We start from the raw sequence: 16,193 nt of genomic DNA on the forward strand, positions 1-16,193 counted from the left end.
TGCCGCTTTTTCCATTATGGAATGCCTTACTTGCGGGAGATCGCTTTTTTCGCCGCCGCCACGATATCGTCGGCAGTGAGGTTGTACTCCTTGCGCAGAAAATCCTCCGGACCAACCTGGCCGAAGCGGTCCTGCACACCCACCATTTCCATCGGTACGGGCGCGTTCTTGACCAGGCAGTTCGCTACGACGCTGCCCAAGCCACAGCCGACCTGATGGTTCTCTGCGGTGACGATACAGCCGCACTCCGCAGCGCACTTCTTAACCAGCTCTTCATCCAGCGGCTTCCAGGTGAACATATCCACAACCTTTGCGGAGATCCCCTCAGCCTTGAGCGCTTCCTCCGCCTTGAGCGCCTCATCCACCAGGATACCAGAGGCGATGATTGCAACATCCTTACCGTCGCGCAGCTCAATGCCCTTGCCGATCTCAAAGTCCGAACCGTCCGCATACACTGTGGTGAAGCCCTTACGGACCAGACGGGTGTAGGAGAACTTGCCCGATGCCGCCAGCTTGCCGGTCAGGCAGTTGAGCATCGCGTAGTCGGTCGGGTCGATAACGACCGCGTCCGGCACGGACAGATACAGCGCCATATCCTCAAACGGCATATGGGTGCCGCCGTTGAACGCCGCGCAGACGCCCGGGTCTGAGCCGATCACATGCACCGGCAGGCCGGCGTAGGCCGCGGACATAAACGCCTGATCAAACGCGCGGCGGGACGCGAACGGACCGAACGAGTGCATGAACACGGTCTTGCCGGTGGCGGTCAGGCCCGCGGCGATGCCCATTGCGTTCGCTTCCGCGATACCGGCATTGTATACATTGTTCGGAAATTCCTTGGCCAGCTTGCCCACGTTGCTGCAGCCCTCAAGGTCGCAGTCAATATGTACGACAGGCTCGCCCTTTGCCATCAGGTCATGTACCGCAGTGACATATGCGTCACGCATTGCACGGGAATCCTTCTCGTGCTTGCCAATCAAAGTAAAGCTCATTTGCATCCCCTCCCTTACTGTGCCTTGACAGCGGCATACGCCGCTTCAGAGGCCTTAATCGCTTCGTCCCACTGCTCGGGAGTCGGCTGCGAAGAATGCGCGCCGGACGGCTCTGCAAACGTCGCGCCCTTGCCCTTGACAGTGTTCAAAACGATACAGGTGGGCTTGCCCTTTACATCGTATGCCAGCTGCACCGCGTCGTAGATCGCCTCCACGTCGTTGCCATCCGGAAGATCGATCACATTCCAGCCGAACGCGTCGAACTTCGCGCCGATGCCCTTGCCGTGGCTCATAACGTCCTCGCACGCACCGTCAAGCTGGCGCTTGTTATAGTCGACAAAGCAGATCAGGTGGTCGAGCTTATAATGCGCGGCAAACTGGGCCGCTTCCCAAACCTGGCCCTCGTCGCACTCGCCATCGCCGACGAACACGAACACATGGCTGTCGCGTCCGTCCATTTTGTTGCCGAGCGCCGCGCCGACAGCCGTGGACATGCCCTGTCCGAGCGAGCCGGTCGTCAGATCGACGCCGGGGGTCTTCTGGCGGTCGGTGTGGGACGGGAAGTTGGTGTGGGGCTTATTGAGGGTATACGCTTCCTCAACCGGATAGAAGCCCTTGAGCCCAAGGGTGGCATACATGGCCGGTCCGGCATGTCCCTTGGACATGACGCACCAGTCACGGTCCTCCCAGCGCGGGTTCTTCGGGTCGATGTTCATAACACCGCCGTAGAGCACCGCCAGAGCGTCCGCAACCGACATCGAGCCGCCTACATGGCCGAAGCCCAGCGAACCGATCGTCTTGAGCGTTTCGAGACGGATCTGCGCTGCAAATACGCGTAGCTCCTGCATTTTTTCTGCTTTCTGCATTGCATACACCTGCCTAATTCTATATCAGTATTTTCTCTCCGCGGAACAGATTCCGGAACACGGCCGTCCTGCCGGACACCGTTTTCGTTTACAGTGTACCACCAAACCAACCAGATTTCAACCAATATCCAAGCATTTGTTAACAAAAATTTGCCCCTTATTTTTACACCGCATGATAATTTTCACGAGGCGCGCGAACGCTTCAAAGGCAGTATTCCCCTTTGATTTGTTTGGTTTTTCCGTATTTTCCGCGCAGGCCCCCCTGTTTTATCTGCTTTTCCTGCAAAAATCATGCCAGCGCGCACTTGCGCACAATGCAACAAACACAAAACCACATTCTATGCATCAGGAAATAATTTTTTACCCATAACTTAACCACTTTTTCCAGCTCGCAAGTATGCGCGGTCCCGTTACCGCGCTATAAACCCCCTGTTTTCCATATCAAAAAATGCCGATTTTGGCATGATGCGGCACAGTGGACATTTTTCTGAATCTTTGATAAACTAAATATCAGTAAATCTGCCATACCTTTAATGGCCCGCGATTGGGGAATGAGGAAGATGAAAGTCAGCCGTTTAAATGCCATAGAGCAGTATGTCATCTCGCACGAAACGGTCAGCATTGACGAGCTGTGCGAGGTTTTCGAGGTTTCCAAGAACACGATCCGCCGCGACCTGAACGAGTTGGAAATGCGCGGGCATATTACAAAGGTATATGGCGGCGTTACCGCCACGGTACCCTCCGGCGCAGTACCCACGCCGATCCGTTCCAGTCTCAATCCGGCGGACAAGTCGCTGATCGGCCGCATGGCCGCTGAGGAGGTCGCGGACGGGGACACCATATTTATCGACTCCGGCACAACCACACTCTGCCTGCTGCGTTATCTGGTGGCGAAAAACCGCATCACCATTATCACGCATTCGCTCGGTGCGTTGAGCGAAGCGGCAAAATACGAAAACCTGAACATCATCTCGCTCGGCGGCATCTACAGCCCCACGACCGATTCGTTCGTCGGCCTGTCCACGATCGAAGCGCTTTCCAACATGCGGATCAACAAGGCGTTCATGGGCGCAACAGGGGTTTCCCTGACCGCCGGCATGACCAACACCACTTTCCTCGAAGCGGAGATCAAGCGCGCGGTCGTCCACCGTGCAGACAGCATCTACTGCATGGCGGATTCCTCCAAGATCGGGCGCGAGGCCATCGTCACCTTTTGCCACTTAAAGGATCTGACCGGCTTCATCACCGATCGGGAGCCTGCCAAGGAATATGTCAGCCTTTGCAAGCAGGAAAACATCAAGCTGCGGTTTGCTGGCAACTGACGCTTTGCGTATAAAAACCAACCGGCGGAAGCAGGACGCTTCCGCCGGTATTCTTTTCAATGCGCGCGCCCAACAGGCGTTGCGGCGAATTCCCTGTTGTTTTTCCGGTAGACCGATGGCGGGACGCCGTAAGCCTCCCGAAACCGCTTGATAAAATAGCTGAAATTTTCATAACCGACGCGCAGCCCAATCTCCATGACCGGAAGGCTGCTTGTCCGCAGCAGGCGCGCCGCCCTTTCGGTACGCAGGAAATTGACATGCTGCATCAGCGTCCGGCCGAAGCTTTCCCGAAACAATGTGCTGAAATACTGAGGGGAAAGCCCAAACGCCGCCGCTACGTCCGGAAGCCGGACCGGCTCCGTAAAATGCTCATCCAGATAAGCCACGATCGCTTTTTTCTGCCGCAGCCGTTCATCCGTGCCGCAGGGCGCGTCCACTTTTTCTATCAACGAATAGTCCGCGCACACCGCCACGATCTCCAGCAGGGCCGCCTTGGCTGTCAGCCGCCAACCCAAGCTTTGCCGAAGGCAGGCACAAACGAGACGGGCCAGCAGCCTGTGCAGCGCCTCTTGCCCCGCCTCCCCTTTCCGTACTTGCCTGGGGAAGCGCAGATGTCCCTCGGCCAGCGGTTCCAGCAGGCTGGTTTCAGCATCGTCGGCGCGGGCAAACTCCAACAGTTCCAGCGAAAACAAGAACGAGTGAAACTGGTTCCCCTGCCCTGTCGCCCGTATTTCATGCAGTTCTTCACTTCCGATGAAAAAAATATCTCCGCGCGTTCCCTGGTATGCACGGTCGGCTATGACAAGCGAAACCGTCCCCGCATCGACAATGACGATCTCGCTTTCCGTATGCCAGTGGAACGGCACGCGGTCAACCACGTCCGCCTCGCTCCCGTCCAGCGCGGGATATATGCGGAGGGGAATGCCGGCAGCGGCCTCTTTCTGCTTTTCACTTTGTGCTTCCATCCATCCCCCTCCTTAAAATCATGTTATTAACCGAGAATATATTGCAAGTATTTTCCGCATTATCTGCTATAATTATAGAATAACAGACTGGTCTTTACAATCCGCGGACAGAAAATATTTTTTATTGAATCACGGGCCAGAAAACCACCGATGCCGCATGGAGGGACAGCATATGTATATGGATAAGCAGGTCAAGCGGGGATATAATGAATATCTCCGTTTGGAAGAAGGATACGGAAAAAAAGCCATGATGGACGTCGGGCTTCTTGTCATGGAGGCCGGCGACACCATCTCTTTGCGGGAGGACCGCAAGGAGATGGCCGCGCTGGTGTTCGACGGACGCTGCACGCTGGAATGGGAAGGGCAGGCCCGCGACGTGGACCGTCCCAACCCGCTTGATTACAACCCATCCTGCCTGCACGTCTGCAAGGGCGTCGAAGTCCGGATCACCGCTCATGGAGCCTGCCATATTTACATTCAAAAAACAGAGAACGACACGGTTTTCCCCTGCCGCATGTACGGGCCGGAGGATACCGACACTTGGCCGCGCGGCGACCAGGGCGAGCTGATGGGCTGCACTAAGCGCGATGTCCGTACCTGCTTCGATCTGGATAACGCGCCGTATTCCAACATGGTTTTGGGCGAGGTCGTCAACCTGCCGGGCAAATGGTCCTCCTACCCGCCGCATCATCACCCCCAGCCCGAGGTATATTTTTACCGTTTCGATCACCCCAGCGGCTTTGGCGCGGGCTGGGGCGACGGGGAGTTATATGAGACCCACCACAACGGCCTAGCTCTGATTACAAAAGGGATGCACCCGCAGGTCACCGCCCCCGGCTATACCTGCTGCTATGCCTGGGGAATCCGGCACCTGCCCGGCAACCCGTGGGACAAGACCCGCATCGACGACACTGCGCACCTCTGGCTGACCGAACCGGATGCCAACGCGCACATCTGGCACTGTCCCACAGGGAACTGACCCCGCCACCCTTTCCAACCCAACACAAAACCGGTGTTTTATTCTGAGAATAAAACACCGGTTTTTGTAAGAGAGAGAAGCGGCCGCTATTTCACGGTCGCAAGGCGGCTGCGCCCTCTGCGCCGGCCGCCCGCCGTTTTCCATCAATACGCCGCATAGGTATAGGAGATGTATTCCCTGATCTCCTCCATACTGGGCGCGCCGGGTGCGTTGCCGAACGCCCCGTCATGCGCGAACTGCTCCGCGGAAGCCAGGCAGTCCTCCAGCAAGAAGCCGGATTCGCGCAGCGATTTGATCTGTAGTTCTTTCATCAGCCCAACCACGCGCTGCGCCAGCGTCTCCGCAAGCTCCATGGTTCCGGTTTCCGCAGTGCAGGCGACCCCCATTGCCTCGGCGACTTCCTCCAGATTCCTGCGCTCACCATATTTGGCGGTATAGACCATGACGCCCGGCAACCCCCACGCGCAGCCCAATCCGTGCGGCACATGATGGCGCGCGCCGAACGTCTGGCTGAAGCTGTGTCCGATCTGGCAGCCGCAGGCGGAGATCGCCATGCCGCCCAGGCTCGCGGCCAGGGACATCGCCTCTCGCGCCTGCGCATTCTTCGGCTCTTTTACGGCGACCGGAAGCCACTGCAGCGTCAGCCGAATGCCCTCCTTGCCGAAAATATAGCCATACGGGTTGTAATTCCGGTTCGTGATCGCCTCCACGCAGTGCGCCAGCACATCCATGCCGGTCGCGGCGGTCACACCCGCAGGCACGGAGTAGGTCAGCGCCGGATCGACGATTGCCAGATCCGGCTTATACACCGGCATTTCCTTGGCGCCGGTTTCCACATCGCCGATGACCGCCCACTGCGACAATTCGCTGCCCGTACCCGAGGTCGTGCTCAGCGTGATCAGCTTGAGGGTATGCTCCGCCTCTCCTATCCCATAGTAGTCGCGGATGGTCGTGCCATTCTGGCTGATGACGATGCCGACCGCCTTTGCGGTGTCCAGCGTGCTGCCGCCGCCGACCGCCACAACGCCGTCGATCGCGTGCTCCCGCACATAGGCCGCGCCCGCGTCGCAGATATCGCTCGGTGCGTCCGCACGGCACCGGTCGAACACGAACACCTCCAGGCCGGCGTCTTTCAGCGCATCGATGACCGGCGTTACCACACCGAATTCGCACAGCGCCTGTTCGGTGCAGACCATTACCCGATGCATGCCGAGCGCCTTTGCACGCTCCCCTGTCTCCCCGGAAGCGCCCGTCCCGAACAGCGTGGGGCAAAAGGTGTTCCACATATAAACGCTCATCTTATGTCCTCCTCTGCGCGTTCCGGCCGCTCCGCCACGCAGGGCGGGCCGACCGAAGCACCGCATTTATCCTAACAGCTTGCTCACATATTCCCAAACGGCTTCCGGGTCATAGCCGTACAGGTGATACAGGTCCTCCGCGCTGCCAAAGCCCGGGTACACCTGCGGGATGCCGAAGCGCTTGAACGATTTGAGTGCGATACCGTTGTCGCACAGCAGGTCCGCAACCGCGCTGGCCAGGCCGTTTTTCATCAAGTGGTCCTCCCAAACGATGATGCGGCCGGTTTCCTCAGCGGCCTTGCGCACGATCTCTTCGTCCAGCGGCTTGACCGTGAACATATCGATCACGCGCACACCGATGCCAGCCTTCTTTGCCTTGTCGTGCAGCTGCAGCGCATAGCTGACCATCTCGCCGCAGGCGATGATGGTGATATCCTTTCCGTCCCGCGCCAGGTGGCCCTTGCCGATCTCAAACCTGTCCTCCGCCGTGTACAGCACACGGTTTTCCTTGCCTGGGTCAATGCGGATGGACAGCGGGCCTTCGTAATACAGGCTTTTCTCGATGATTTGGCGCAGCTGCACCGGATCGGATGCCGCGCAGACCGTCATGTTGACCAGCGAGGAATACAGCGCCATGTCCTCCATCGCATAATGGGTGGAGCCGCCGTTGCCGGTCAGTCCCGCATAGTTGGCGATGATGCGCACCGGCAGGTTGGGATAGCATACATCCGTGCGCACCTGTTCGAGCGCGCGCATGCTCATGAACGGCATCATGCCGATGATGAACGGGATGTTCCCGTCATACGCCAGGCCGGCCGATACGCCGACCACATCCTGCTCCGCGATGCCGGTGTCGATGAAACGGTCCGGATATTTCTCATGAAACTCCTTGCAGCCGAAGCCGATATCCGGCGTGAGCAGCCAGACGCGGCTATCCTTTCCGCCAAGCTCCGCTATCGTGTCGCCCACCACAGAACGCGCGGAGTTATATTCATCCAGAGTATATGACTGCTTCATTTATAACTCCTTTCTCTGCCGGTCCAGCGCCGCGTCCAGGTCGGCCAGCGCGGTCTGCAGATCCGCCTCGTTCATGCTGCCCGCATGCCATTTGATCTCCCGTTCCATAAAGGAAATATTCTTGCCCTTGACCGTGTCCGCGATAACCGCGGTCGGCACGCCGCTGCTGCTTTCCGGCAGGCGCTCGAGCGCGTCGGCCACCTGCTGCATGTCGTTGCCATCCGCAATCTCGATCACGTTCCAGCCGAACGCGCGCCATTTATCCGCATAGGGGGCGAGCTTAATCGAATCCTCGGAAAAGCTGGTCATGAGCTGCCTGTTACGGTCCACGACCGCCACCAGATTGCCCAGGCCAAGCGCGTGGCCCGCCATCGCAGCCTCCCACACTGAGCCTTCACAGGTCTCGCCGTCACCCATCAGGCAAAACACGCGGTTCCGGCGCCCCTTCTGGCGGGACGAGGCCGCTAGGCCGACGCTGAGCGGCAGGCCGTGGCCGAGCGAACCAGTGGAGGCGTCCAGCATCGGCAGTCGGGTCTTGCAGGGATGTTGTCCGAACTTGCTGCCCACCTGGCCGTAGGTCTCGCAGATCTCCTGGTAATCAAAAAACCCCTTTTGCGCCATCACGATGTACATGCCGACCGCGCCGTGTCCCTTGCTGAGAATGAAGCGGTCGCGGGCGGGGTCCTGCTCCCGTTCGGGAGAGACGTTCATCGTGCGGTGGAACAGGCAGGTCAGCACATCGAGCATGGACATGTCGCCGCCCATATGGATGTTGCCGCTGTACGCCCCGCACAGTTTGCACAGGTCGCGGCGCGCCTGGTATGCCAGCTCGGTCAGGCGCAATACCTCTTTTTTATCTACCATTCCGCGCTGTCCTTTCTCACAGGTCCATGGAAACGAATACCTTGCCGCACTGGCGGCTCGCCGCCAGGTCGAGCGCCTCCTGATAACGGGAGGCCGGTATCACATCGGTCACGATCTTATCGAGCGGCAGAATGCCGGATTCTATGATCTGCGCGACCTTGCGCATATAATACTTGCCCAGATAGCCGCCGTAAACCTCGATCTCGTTCTTGAGCAGCTCGGCGACCGGAAATTCCGGGCGAGCCAGCTCATCGTGTCCGAACTGCAGCACCTTGCCGTGCGGCCGCACCAGATAGACGCAGTCCACCAGCATCGCGGCCACCGCCTCTACACAGTGGTCCACGCCCAGACCGCCGGTTTCCTCCTTGACAATCTGCTGCAGGTTCTCGGTATCTGGATTGACCACGCGGGTCGCGCCGACCTCCAGCGCCAGCTTGCGGCGGTGTTCGATCGGCTCGGAAACGATGATCTTGCGGCAGCCGTTCGCCTTGAGCAGCGCGATGAACATCAGGCCGATCGGGCCGGCGCCCAGTACGCATGCGGTATCGCCCACATGCACGTTCAGCTTTTCCAGCGCGCAGCCGCAGCCCGCGAGCGGCTCGGCCACGCCCATCAGCTCAGGCTTGGTTTCCGGCGCTACCTTATAGCAGTACTGCTTGGGCAGTACGACGTAATTGGTCAGGCCGCCATCCGCGAACACGCCGCGTGAGCTGACGTGCTGGCAGGCTTCGGGCAGGCCGGCCAGGCAGTTGTCGCACTCGCCGCAGGGGCCGTGTGGGTCGATGACCACCTTATCGCCCGGCTTGAGGTCGGTGACGCCTTCGCCCACCTCCGCGACCTCGCCGCAGAACTCATGGCCGAAAATAATATCCTGCTTGCACGGATGCTTCTGGGGCGTGGCAAAAATATTCACGTCCGTACCGCAGACCGCGCAGCCGTAACTTTTGATCTTGACATCGTTCCGGTTCTTGATCTCGGGAATAGGGCGGTCCTCATAGGCGAATTGGCCCGGCCCCTTGTAAACGATTGCCTTCTGCATGTTTGCCATTGTCTTTTCCTCCTGTTCCGGTCCGGCACGGACAGGGCCGGCCGCCCTGCCCCTGCCAGGCCGCTCTGCTCTTAGTTGATCTCCACCCACTTGGAGTTGTTCTGCGCGCTCTCAACGACAGCGTGGAAGAACTTGACGCCGTTGACGCCGGTTTCCACATCCGGAAAGTCCAGATCCTCCTCGGTCGGGGTCTCGCCGTTTTTGAGCTTGAGGATCGTGTCGATCACGCTGCGGTAGATATTGGCGATCGCGATATAGTAGCCTTCCGGATGGCCGAACGGCACACGCGCCAGCTTGCCTGCGGGTACGTCGATGCCGTCGCCTGCGCGGCAGAGCGTGCGGGGCGCCTCGCCCTTTTTGATGTAAACCACTTCGTCCGGACGGGTCTGGTGCCACTCCAGGCAGCCCTCCGTACCCATGATCCGCAGGTCGATTTCGTTGGGGCAGCCGCAGGCTACCTGGGTGAACCAGTAAGCACCGTGAACGCCGTTTTCATACTCCAGAATAATGTTGTCGTTCAGGTCCAGCTTTTTGCCGAACGTATCAGTCGTGGCCAGCAGGCGCTTGATCTTCAGGCCGGTGACATAGTGTACCAGATGCTCGACATGCGTGCCATCGTCCGCGCAGGTGTTGGAGATGCCGCTATACTTGGGATCGGTGCGCCAGATACGGCCGTTGACCTGCTCCTTTTCGGCCAGCAGGCTGAGGAAGCTGTTCTCAATATAGTTGGCATTGACCGCGATGATCTGGCCGATGTCGCCGCGCGCAATCATCTGCTTCATGACCTTGCACATAACATAGCCGGAATAGCAGTAGTCCACCGCGAACACCAGTTTTTTCTCCTTGGCAATGCGGGCCAGGTCCTCGGCTTCTTCCACGGTCAGGGTGAGGGGCTTCTCACACACGACGTTGATGCCGTGCTCCAGAAAGGTCTTGGCAGCGGAGTAATGCACAAAGTTCGGCGTGCAGATGGAAACGAAATCGATCTTGCCAGCCTCAGCCTTTGCCATATCCTCCGCGTTGTAATACACGCGGGATTTATCAACGTGGTACGCCTCCGCGCACTCGTCATTCAGCTCGTCGATCGCGGAAAAGCAGCCGCAGACCAGCTTCGCGCGCGGATCCAGGCCCAGCGCCTTGCGGTGGCACTCGCCGATCAGAGCTTTCAGGTCGCCGCCTACCATACCGTACGTTACTTCCTTGAACATTTTGTCGTCCTCCTTAAAAATTGATGATAGTGGTTGGTTTTATTTTGAAATGGAATCGCAAAGCTTTTTGACTGCGGGGAAGCCGGCCTCGGTGTCCCCTGCCGGAAAATATTCAAAGCAGACCGTCCCCGCGTAGCCGCTTTCTGCCACGCCGCGCAGCAGGAAATCAAAGTTGATCTCCCCCGTTCCCGGCTCGTGCCGGTCGGGCGCGTCCGCCAGATGGATGTATTTCACCACGCCCAGGTTGTTGGTGATGCTGCGCAGCAGGTTCCCGTGCATCAACTGCATATGGAACACATCGCACAGCAGACCGACCCGCTCCGAACCGACCGCGCGCACGATGTCCGCGCCCTCCTCGGTTGTGGTCAGCGACATGCCCGCGTCGCCCCCCAAATTGTTAAGCGGTTCGACCAGGGCGGTCACCCCGTTTGCCTCCAGCACCGGCGCCAGCCTGGTAAGCGTATGCGTGATGTTGGCGAGCATCGCGGTATGGCTGTACTGGTCGCGGAAGTCCGCGCAGCCGTTTGGCGTAAAGTGATTTGGGAACAGGATCAGCTTGTCGCAGCTCAGCATTTTCGCCGCGTCGAGCGACTGCCGGATCCAGTCGATACAGTCCTGGCTGTGCGCCCGATCACACAGGGAGTAGATACTGGTGCCGCTGAACGCTTTGACGGACACGCCCCGTTCCTGGCAGACCCGCCGGATGTCCGCGAGGTCCTTGTCGTGCCAGCTCCAGAATTCGATCGCCCGAAATCCCGCCGCGCTGACCCGCTCGATTTTCTCGCATACCTCCATGCCTGGATAAATGGTTTCAATATTAATCGCAAAATCTATCATGTCTTCACCTTCTTTCCGTGTTCTGTGCTGCTTCCTATTGTGCAGCCCGTTTACAGGATGCCCTGCTCGTCGCGCTTTTTCAGATCCGCAATCACCTGCGGATAGAGCTTATCCAGCTTGTAAAGCAGGCAGAGGATCACGATGATGACAGAGAAAATGATTGGCGCATACATGCAGATTGCTTTGATCATCGCCATCGCGTCCGCGTTCTGTACCGCGGCCAGGCCGTCATACCCGACCGAATCCATCAGCAGGCCGATGCCCGCCGAAGCAAGGCCGCCGCCCAGCTTGGAGCCGACCGAAGCGGCGCTGAAAATCATGCCGTCCTGCCGGACGTGGGTCTTCCACTGACCGAATTCCGCGCAGTCCGCGATCATCGGGAATACGCAGGCCCACAGCGGCGCAACACCGATGCCGCGCAGCACGGCGCTGACCATGGCGACGGTGACGCTCATCGGGTTGCTCATCCACACAAACTGCGCCACGATTACCAGCAGAATACCGGCAAGCGTCAGATTCCTCTTTCCGAAGCGGAGTACAAACTGCGGCACGATCAGCACAACGATGCTCTGCGCGATCAGCTCCGCCGCGTAGATCGGACTGTACAAGGCCTCGTTGCCCAATATGTATTTACAGTAATAGGTTTCGATCGTACCGGTGACAGTGCTCATCATGACCATAAAGCCCCACAGCCCCAGGCAGATCGCCCAGTACTGGTTGGAAAACAGCGCCTTTAGGCTTCTTCCCACCGATACCTTCTCGGTTTTGGCCGCTTCGATCACCACGCGCTCCTCAATATTGAAGAAGCAGACCAGCAGCAGCACCAGCGCGATCACGGCGAAGATGATCGAAACGATGATCCAGCTCTGCTGGGTGTTGCCAAACGCCTGCACCAGCGGGATCGTGGAAACCGTAACCACCATCTTGCCCATCGGCCCGCAGAAAATGCGGATCGCCTGGGTGGAGGTACGGGATTTCTGGTCGCGCGTAATCAGAGAGGCCATCGTGGAATACGGCAGGTTGAGCGCGGTATAAACCACCGTATTGACCAGGTTATAGGTGACGAAAATATACACTGCCTGCACCATGACCGGCGCATTCGCCGGAATGAGGAACAGCAGGACGAACGTCACCGCATACGGCACCGCCATCCACAGAATCCACGGCCGCGCTTTGCCGTACTTGGATTTCGTCCGGTCCGTGATAAAGCCCATGATAATATCCGAAACACCGTCAAACACACGCGTAATCAGGAAAATGATACCGACGAGCGCGGCACTGACACCCACATAATCCGTATAAAAAAAGGTAAGCAGCGTGCTGCACAGGCCGTATACCACGTTACAGGCCGAATCGCCCAAACCATAGCATATCTTTTCCCGCAGGCTGACAACGTGGTCCTCTCTGCTCCGCTGGATTTCCGAAGTATGCTCCAACTGAAAAACTCCTTTCTCTTTCCAATCACAATCCGGATCGCCCCAAGGCAATCCGTTTTCCCTCAAGCATTGTGCAAGCTGGGAAAATCGTAGCCGGAACTATGCCAACTGGATCGCTTGCATCCAACCGTTTTCCGGCGCCGCCCCGTATATCCATGCCGGTATGATGCAGACGGTCGTCCTTTTCGCTTCTCCGAGAAAAAGTTCTGATTTCCGCACTTTTTACAGCCCCTTTCAATCTTCCGTTCATTTAGGATAATGCTCTTGAAAATTACCGGCAACTCTTTTATACTGGTATAGTACTATGAAAGCACAAGGGGTTCAATCAATTTAATTTCAGGAATTGTAATTATCCTCCCACGCCACTGGGAATATCGCAACAGTTTCAGGCAAATCCAACGTCATTTCTATCCCTCTCCAATCCTGTTATCGTCACATTGAACAACAGCATTTTTGTTTTTTGATTTTTTCTTAACTATTTATAGGCATATCCGTGGTTAAAACGCAAAATTCGTTTTCCCTATTGTACATTTCTCACAACGCCCTTTTTCCGCCTTCATGAGACTTTAAAACTACTTCTGCAAAGGAGGAAGCCCTGTATGGAAAATATCAGCGCGCTGCACGCAGTAAAAGAGGAATTGACCTATTTGAACCAGATGTTCCCCCTATCCGAATTTGTGGACCATTTCGACACGTTTGCAGACGGCAGCTTCCCAAGCCACTGGCACAATGAGTTTGAGCTTCAGATCATGTTGAAAGGAAATGCGGAATATCGGGTCAACGGCACCCGCTATATAGTTAGCGAGGGCAGCGCTATCTATATCGCGCCGGAAGCCGTACATATGATGAAAGCGCTTTCCTCAAACGCCATTGGCTACAATGTGGTTTTGCTCCCGCAGTTCCTGACCAATCTGTTTCAAGTCTCCAACTGTGAAAAATATGCGGCCCCGCTGACTTCCCGCCATCCAGAGGCCTTTGTCATCACGCCGGAACGCAAGGAGGGGCATGTGGTTCTGGAACTGCTCAAGCGCATGTACTACGCCGAAAGCACCCATACCGCCTATGAGCTGTTCCTGCTGGAGCATTTGATCGGCATTTGGCGCAATCTGCTTGCCATCCTGCCCAAGGCCGCTTCGGTTTCCGAGGACAGCAGCAAATTCCTGCGGGAGCAGCGCATGCGGACTATGCTGCATTTCATTCGCAAAAATTATGCGCAGCCCATCACGATTTCCGAGATCGCTGCAGCCGCCAACATTAGCAAAAGCGAATGCTTCCGCTGCTTTTCCGAGCTTTCCAGAATGACGCCGATCGAATATGTCAACCAGTTCCGCCTGCTACAAGCCGCGCAGCTACTGACAAGCACCAAAAACAGCATATCTGATATCTGTTATTCAACCGGCTTCAATAACACCAGCTACTTTACAAAAAAATTCAAGGAACAATATAAGGCTACACCCCGCTCGTACCGGACACAAAATCTGCTATAGCGCTTCGGCGCATATCTGCAGCGGCTTTCTGTATCCCCTCTTTGCCGGCCGAGTGTTTTGATGCGCCGTTCAATCAGCAAAGTTTTTCCCGCTCCTGCCTGATTTTTATGCAGCAAAAAAGCTCTGGTCTGATTCAGACCAGAGCTTTTCTCAAAGCTTCTGCTATCTCAAGGAAGCAGCAAAACGCTTCCTTATTTTTTGACAGCGTTAATACCTTTGTTCATTCCCATACCCTCCGCGCGAAATCTGCTATGATATAAGGAATATCCGTCATATCGTTCACCTGCCCGTTTATTATCATAGCACAGATCGGCAGCGGATTTATAAAAGTTCAATAAGCTTATCCAAAGTATCTGCTTGACATCTGCGATATAGGTTGTATAATGAGGAATAGATTCAAAACTGAATACAGCGAGCAGTCGGTGCCTGCACTTCCTTATCTGTCGAAGATGCGGGTTAAAAGGGAAACAGGTGGGAAGCCTGTACGATCTCGTCACTGTAAGCAGGGAATGCGCGTCCATTCAGTCCACTGGTGCAAACCGGGAAGGCGGCCGTGCGTAGCGATCTGCAAGTCAGGAAACCTGCCGCCTGTTGGTACAGGAATCACATTCCAGATCACGAGTAATTGGTCGTACTGTAGCCGCGTTTGTCTCTTTACGACCCTTTTATTTGCACGTCATATGCAGTAAAAGGGTTTTGTTTTTCCTGTACTTTTTCAGAAGTGGTGTGCATTTTATATACATCACAGGGGATGTCCCCCAAAAGGAGGAAAAACAAAAATGAAACTTAAAAAACTGCTGGTTGTCCTGCTATCGGCCGTCCTGCTTGCTTCTCTGCTGGCCGGATGCGCTTCCACTCAAACGCAGGCGGAAGACAACACGGATACCCACGCTGAAACCGCGGCCGGCGGGGAGACAGAACAGACTGCCCCCGATGAAAACTATGATACCGGAGACGCCAGTCTGGACGATCCGCTCAATCAGGACGATATTGGCGAAAACGAACTGCTGGTTGTCAGCTTCGGCACCAGCTATAACGACAACCGCCGGCTTACGATCGGCGCCATCGAGAAAGCCATGCAGGAAGCATTCCCTGACTACTCGGTACGCCGCGGCTTTACCAGCCAAATCATCCTTGACCACGTCAAGGACCGCGATGGCGAAGTGATTGACAACGTTGGCGAGGCGCTGGACCGCGCCGCTGATAACGGTGTCAAAAATCTGGTCGTTCAGCCGACCCATCTGATGAATGGTCTGGAATACAATGATCTGGTCAATGAACTCGCGGAATACAGCGATTCTTTTGAAAAGGTAGTCATCGGCGAACCGCTGCTGACCAGTGACGCGGATTTCCAGGCCGTCGCGGATGCAATCGTCGCGGCGACTGCGGAATATGACGACGGCGAAACCGCAATCTGCTTTATGGGCCACGGGACCGAGGCCGATTCCAACAGCGTATATGCCAGGATGCAGCAGGTGTTGACGGACGGCGGCCATGCCAATTACTTTGTCGGCACGGTGGAAGCCTCTCCGACGTTAGAGGATGTCCTGTCGCTTGTCCAGGCCGGCAATTACAAAAAGGTAGTGCTTCGTCCGCTGATGATCGTGGCAGGCGACCATGCCAACAACGATATGGCCGGCGATGAGGAAGGCGCTTGGAAAACCGCTTTCGAGGACGCCGGTTATGAAGTGATTACGATCGTAGAGGGCTTAGGGCAGCTCGAAGCGATCCAGGACTTGCTGGTACAGCACGCACAGGCTGCAGCGGCAAAATTAGGCTGATTATTTCAAACAGCTTTCTTTCCTTATCTTTCTGCTTTTTTATACTTCTTGTTCTGAACGGGGTGCGGCTTCTCAGGCCGGACCCCGTTCAGA

14 protein-coding genes and 1 riboswitch are annotated in these 16,193 nt (G+C 56.7%); of the genes, 4 read left to right on the forward strand and 10 right to left on the reverse strand.

Annotated features, from left to right (window positions below):
- Positions 1-26: 26 nt before the first annotated feature.
- On the reverse strand, positions 27-992 hold the full coding sequence (locus H8S45_RS05590; protein ID WP_054326185.1) for a transketolase family protein: 966 nt from the start codon (positions 990-992) through the stop codon (positions 27-29).
- Between the two features lie 14 nt (positions 993-1,006).
- The gene (locus H8S45_RS05595) at positions 1,007-1,858 is read right to left on the reverse strand and encodes a transketolase (protein WP_054326184.1); all 852 of its coding nucleotides are present in this window, start codon (positions 1,856-1,858) and stop codon (positions 1,007-1,009) included.
- A gap of 560 nt (positions 1,859-2,418) precedes the next feature.
- Between H8S45_RS05595 and H8S45_RS05600 the strand changes: the two genes are divergently transcribed.
- Entirely contained in the window at positions 2,419-3,180 is a 762-nt protein-coding gene (locus tag H8S45_RS05600) for a DeoR/GlpR family DNA-binding transcription regulator (RefSeq protein WP_054326183.1), read from the forward strand.
- A 56-nt stretch (positions 3,181-3,236) separates the two neighbouring features.
- Here the strand turns inward: H8S45_RS05600 and H8S45_RS05605 are convergent, their stop codons facing one another.
- Complete coding sequence (locus H8S45_RS05605) at positions 3,237-4,145, reverse strand: helix-turn-helix transcriptional regulator (RefSeq protein ID WP_054326182.1); 909 nt, start codon at positions 4,143-4,145, stop codon at positions 3,237-3,239.
- 172 nt (positions 4,146-4,317) lie between these two features.
- Here H8S45_RS05605 and H8S45_RS05610 point away from each other — a divergent pair, with 172 nt between their 5' ends.
- Entirely contained in the window at positions 4,318-5,124 is an 807-nt protein-coding gene (locus tag H8S45_RS05610) for a 5-deoxy-glucuronate isomerase (protein ID WP_054326181.1), read from the forward strand.
- A 143-nt stretch (positions 5,125-5,267) separates the two neighbouring features.
- On the opposite strand, the gene H8S45_RS05615 is transcribed toward H8S45_RS05610, so the two are convergent.
- From H8S45_RS05615 to H8S45_RS05645, 7 genes are all read right to left on the reverse strand, one after another.
- Complete coding sequence (locus tag H8S45_RS05615; RefSeq protein ID WP_054326180.1) at positions 5,268-6,422, reverse strand: iron-containing alcohol dehydrogenase; 1,155 nt, start codon at positions 6,420-6,422, stop codon at positions 5,268-5,270.
- A gap of 66 nt (positions 6,423-6,488) precedes the next feature.
- A complete protein-coding gene (locus tag H8S45_RS05620) occupies positions 6,489-7,439 on the reverse strand; it encodes a transketolase family protein (protein WP_147573843.1) in 951 nt (316 codons plus the stop codon).
- Entirely contained in the window at positions 7,440-8,303 is an 864-nt protein-coding gene (locus tag H8S45_RS05625; protein ID WP_054326177.1) for a transketolase, read from the reverse strand.
- Positions 8,304-8,319: 16 nt separating this feature from the next.
- Entirely contained in the window at positions 8,320-9,351 is a 1,032-nt protein-coding gene (locus H8S45_RS05630) for a zinc-dependent alcohol dehydrogenase (RefSeq protein WP_054326176.1), read from the reverse strand.
- 71 nt (positions 9,352-9,422) lie between these two features.
- Positions 9,423-10,559 carry a Gfo/Idh/MocA family protein gene (locus H8S45_RS05635; RefSeq protein ID WP_054326175.1) on the reverse strand — a complete coding sequence of 379 codons (1,137 nt, stop codon included), beginning with the start codon at positions 10,557-10,559 and terminating at the stop codon, positions 9,423-9,425.
- 39 nt (positions 10,560-10,598) lie between these two features.
- Positions 10,599-11,396 (reverse strand): TIM barrel protein, encoded by a 798-nt coding sequence (locus H8S45_RS05640; protein WP_147573844.1) that lies wholly within the window; start codon positions 11,394-11,396, stop codon positions 10,599-10,601.
- 50 nt (positions 11,397-11,446) lie between these two features.
- Entirely contained in the window at positions 11,447-12,832 is a 1,386-nt protein-coding gene (locus H8S45_RS05645) for an MFS transporter (RefSeq protein WP_207724456.1), read from the reverse strand.
- Between the two features lie 599 nt (positions 12,833-13,431).
- Here H8S45_RS05645 and H8S45_RS05650 point away from each other — a divergent pair.
- Together H8S45_RS05650 and H8S45_RS05655 are read left to right on the forward strand one after the other, a co-directional pair.
- The gene (locus H8S45_RS05650; protein ID WP_054326172.1) at positions 13,432-14,319 is read left to right on the forward strand and encodes a helix-turn-helix transcriptional regulator; all 888 of its coding nucleotides are present in this window, start codon (positions 13,432-13,434) and stop codon (positions 14,317-14,319) included.
- A 403-nt stretch (positions 14,320-14,722) separates the two neighbouring features.
- Positions 14,723-14,922: riboswitch (cobalamin riboswitch) on the forward strand.
- Between the two features lie 176 nt (positions 14,923-15,098).
- Positions 15,099-16,100: a sirohydrochlorin cobaltochelatase gene (locus H8S45_RS05655; RefSeq protein ID WP_186949790.1), complete on the forward strand. Its 1,002-nt coding sequence runs from the start codon at positions 15,099-15,101 to the stop codon at positions 16,098-16,100.
- Positions 16,101-16,193: the final 93 nt, after the last annotated feature.

Origin of the sequence: Agathobaculum faecis (genome assembly GCF_014287995.1) — a bacterium.
In the GTDB taxonomy this organism is placed as follows: domain Bacteria; phylum Bacillota; class Clostridia; order Oscillospirales; family Butyricicoccaceae; genus Agathobaculum; species Agathobaculum ammoniilyticum.

Bases quoted from the DNA above. Each gene is read 5' to 3' on its own strand.
- H8S45_RS05590 (WP_054326185.1), bottom strand. From the start codon at position 992: ATGAGCTTTACTTTGATTGGCAAGCACGAGAAGGATTCCCGTGCAATG.
- H8S45_RS05595 (WP_054326184.1), bottom strand. From the start codon at position 1,858: ATGCAGAAAGCAGAAAAAATGCAGGAGCTACGCGTATTTGCAGCGCAG.
- H8S45_RS05600 (WP_054326183.1), top strand. From the start codon at position 2,419: ATGAAAGTCAGCCGTTTAAATGCCATAGAGCAGTATGTCATCTCGCAC.
- H8S45_RS05605 (WP_054326182.1), bottom strand. From the start codon at position 4,145: ATGGAAGCACAAAGTGAAAAGCAGAAAGAGGCCGCTGCCGGCATTCCC.
- H8S45_RS05610 (WP_054326181.1), top strand. From the start codon at position 4,318: ATGTATATGGATAAGCAGGTCAAGCGGGGATATAATGAATATCTCCGT.
- H8S45_RS05615 (WP_054326180.1), bottom strand. From the start codon at position 6,422: ATGAGCGTTTATATGTGGAACACCTTTTGCCCCACGCTGTTCGGGACG.
- H8S45_RS05620 (WP_147573843.1), bottom strand. From the start codon at position 7,439: ATGAAGCAGTCATATACTCTGGATGAATATAACTCCGCGCGTTCTGTG.
- H8S45_RS05625 (WP_054326177.1), bottom strand. From the start codon at position 8,303: ATGGTAGATAAAAAAGAGGTATTGCGCCTGACCGAGCTGGCATACCAG.
- H8S45_RS05630 (WP_054326176.1), bottom strand. From the start codon at position 9,351: ATGGCAAACATGCAGAAGGCAATCGTTTACAAGGGGCCGGGCCAATTC.
- H8S45_RS05635 (WP_054326175.1), bottom strand. From the start codon at position 10,559: ATGTTCAAGGAAGTAACGTACGGTATGGTAGGCGGCGACCTGAAAGCT.
- H8S45_RS05640 (WP_147573844.1), bottom strand. From the start codon at position 11,396: ATGATAGATTTTGCGATTAATATTGAAACCATTTATCCAGGCATGGAG.
- H8S45_RS05650 (WP_054326172.1), top strand. From the start codon at position 13,432: ATGGAAAATATCAGCGCGCTGCACGCAGTAAAAGAGGAATTGACCTAT.
- H8S45_RS05655 (WP_186949790.1), top strand. From the start codon at position 15,099: ATGAAACTTAAAAAACTGCTGGTTGTCCTGCTATCGGCCGTCCTGCTT.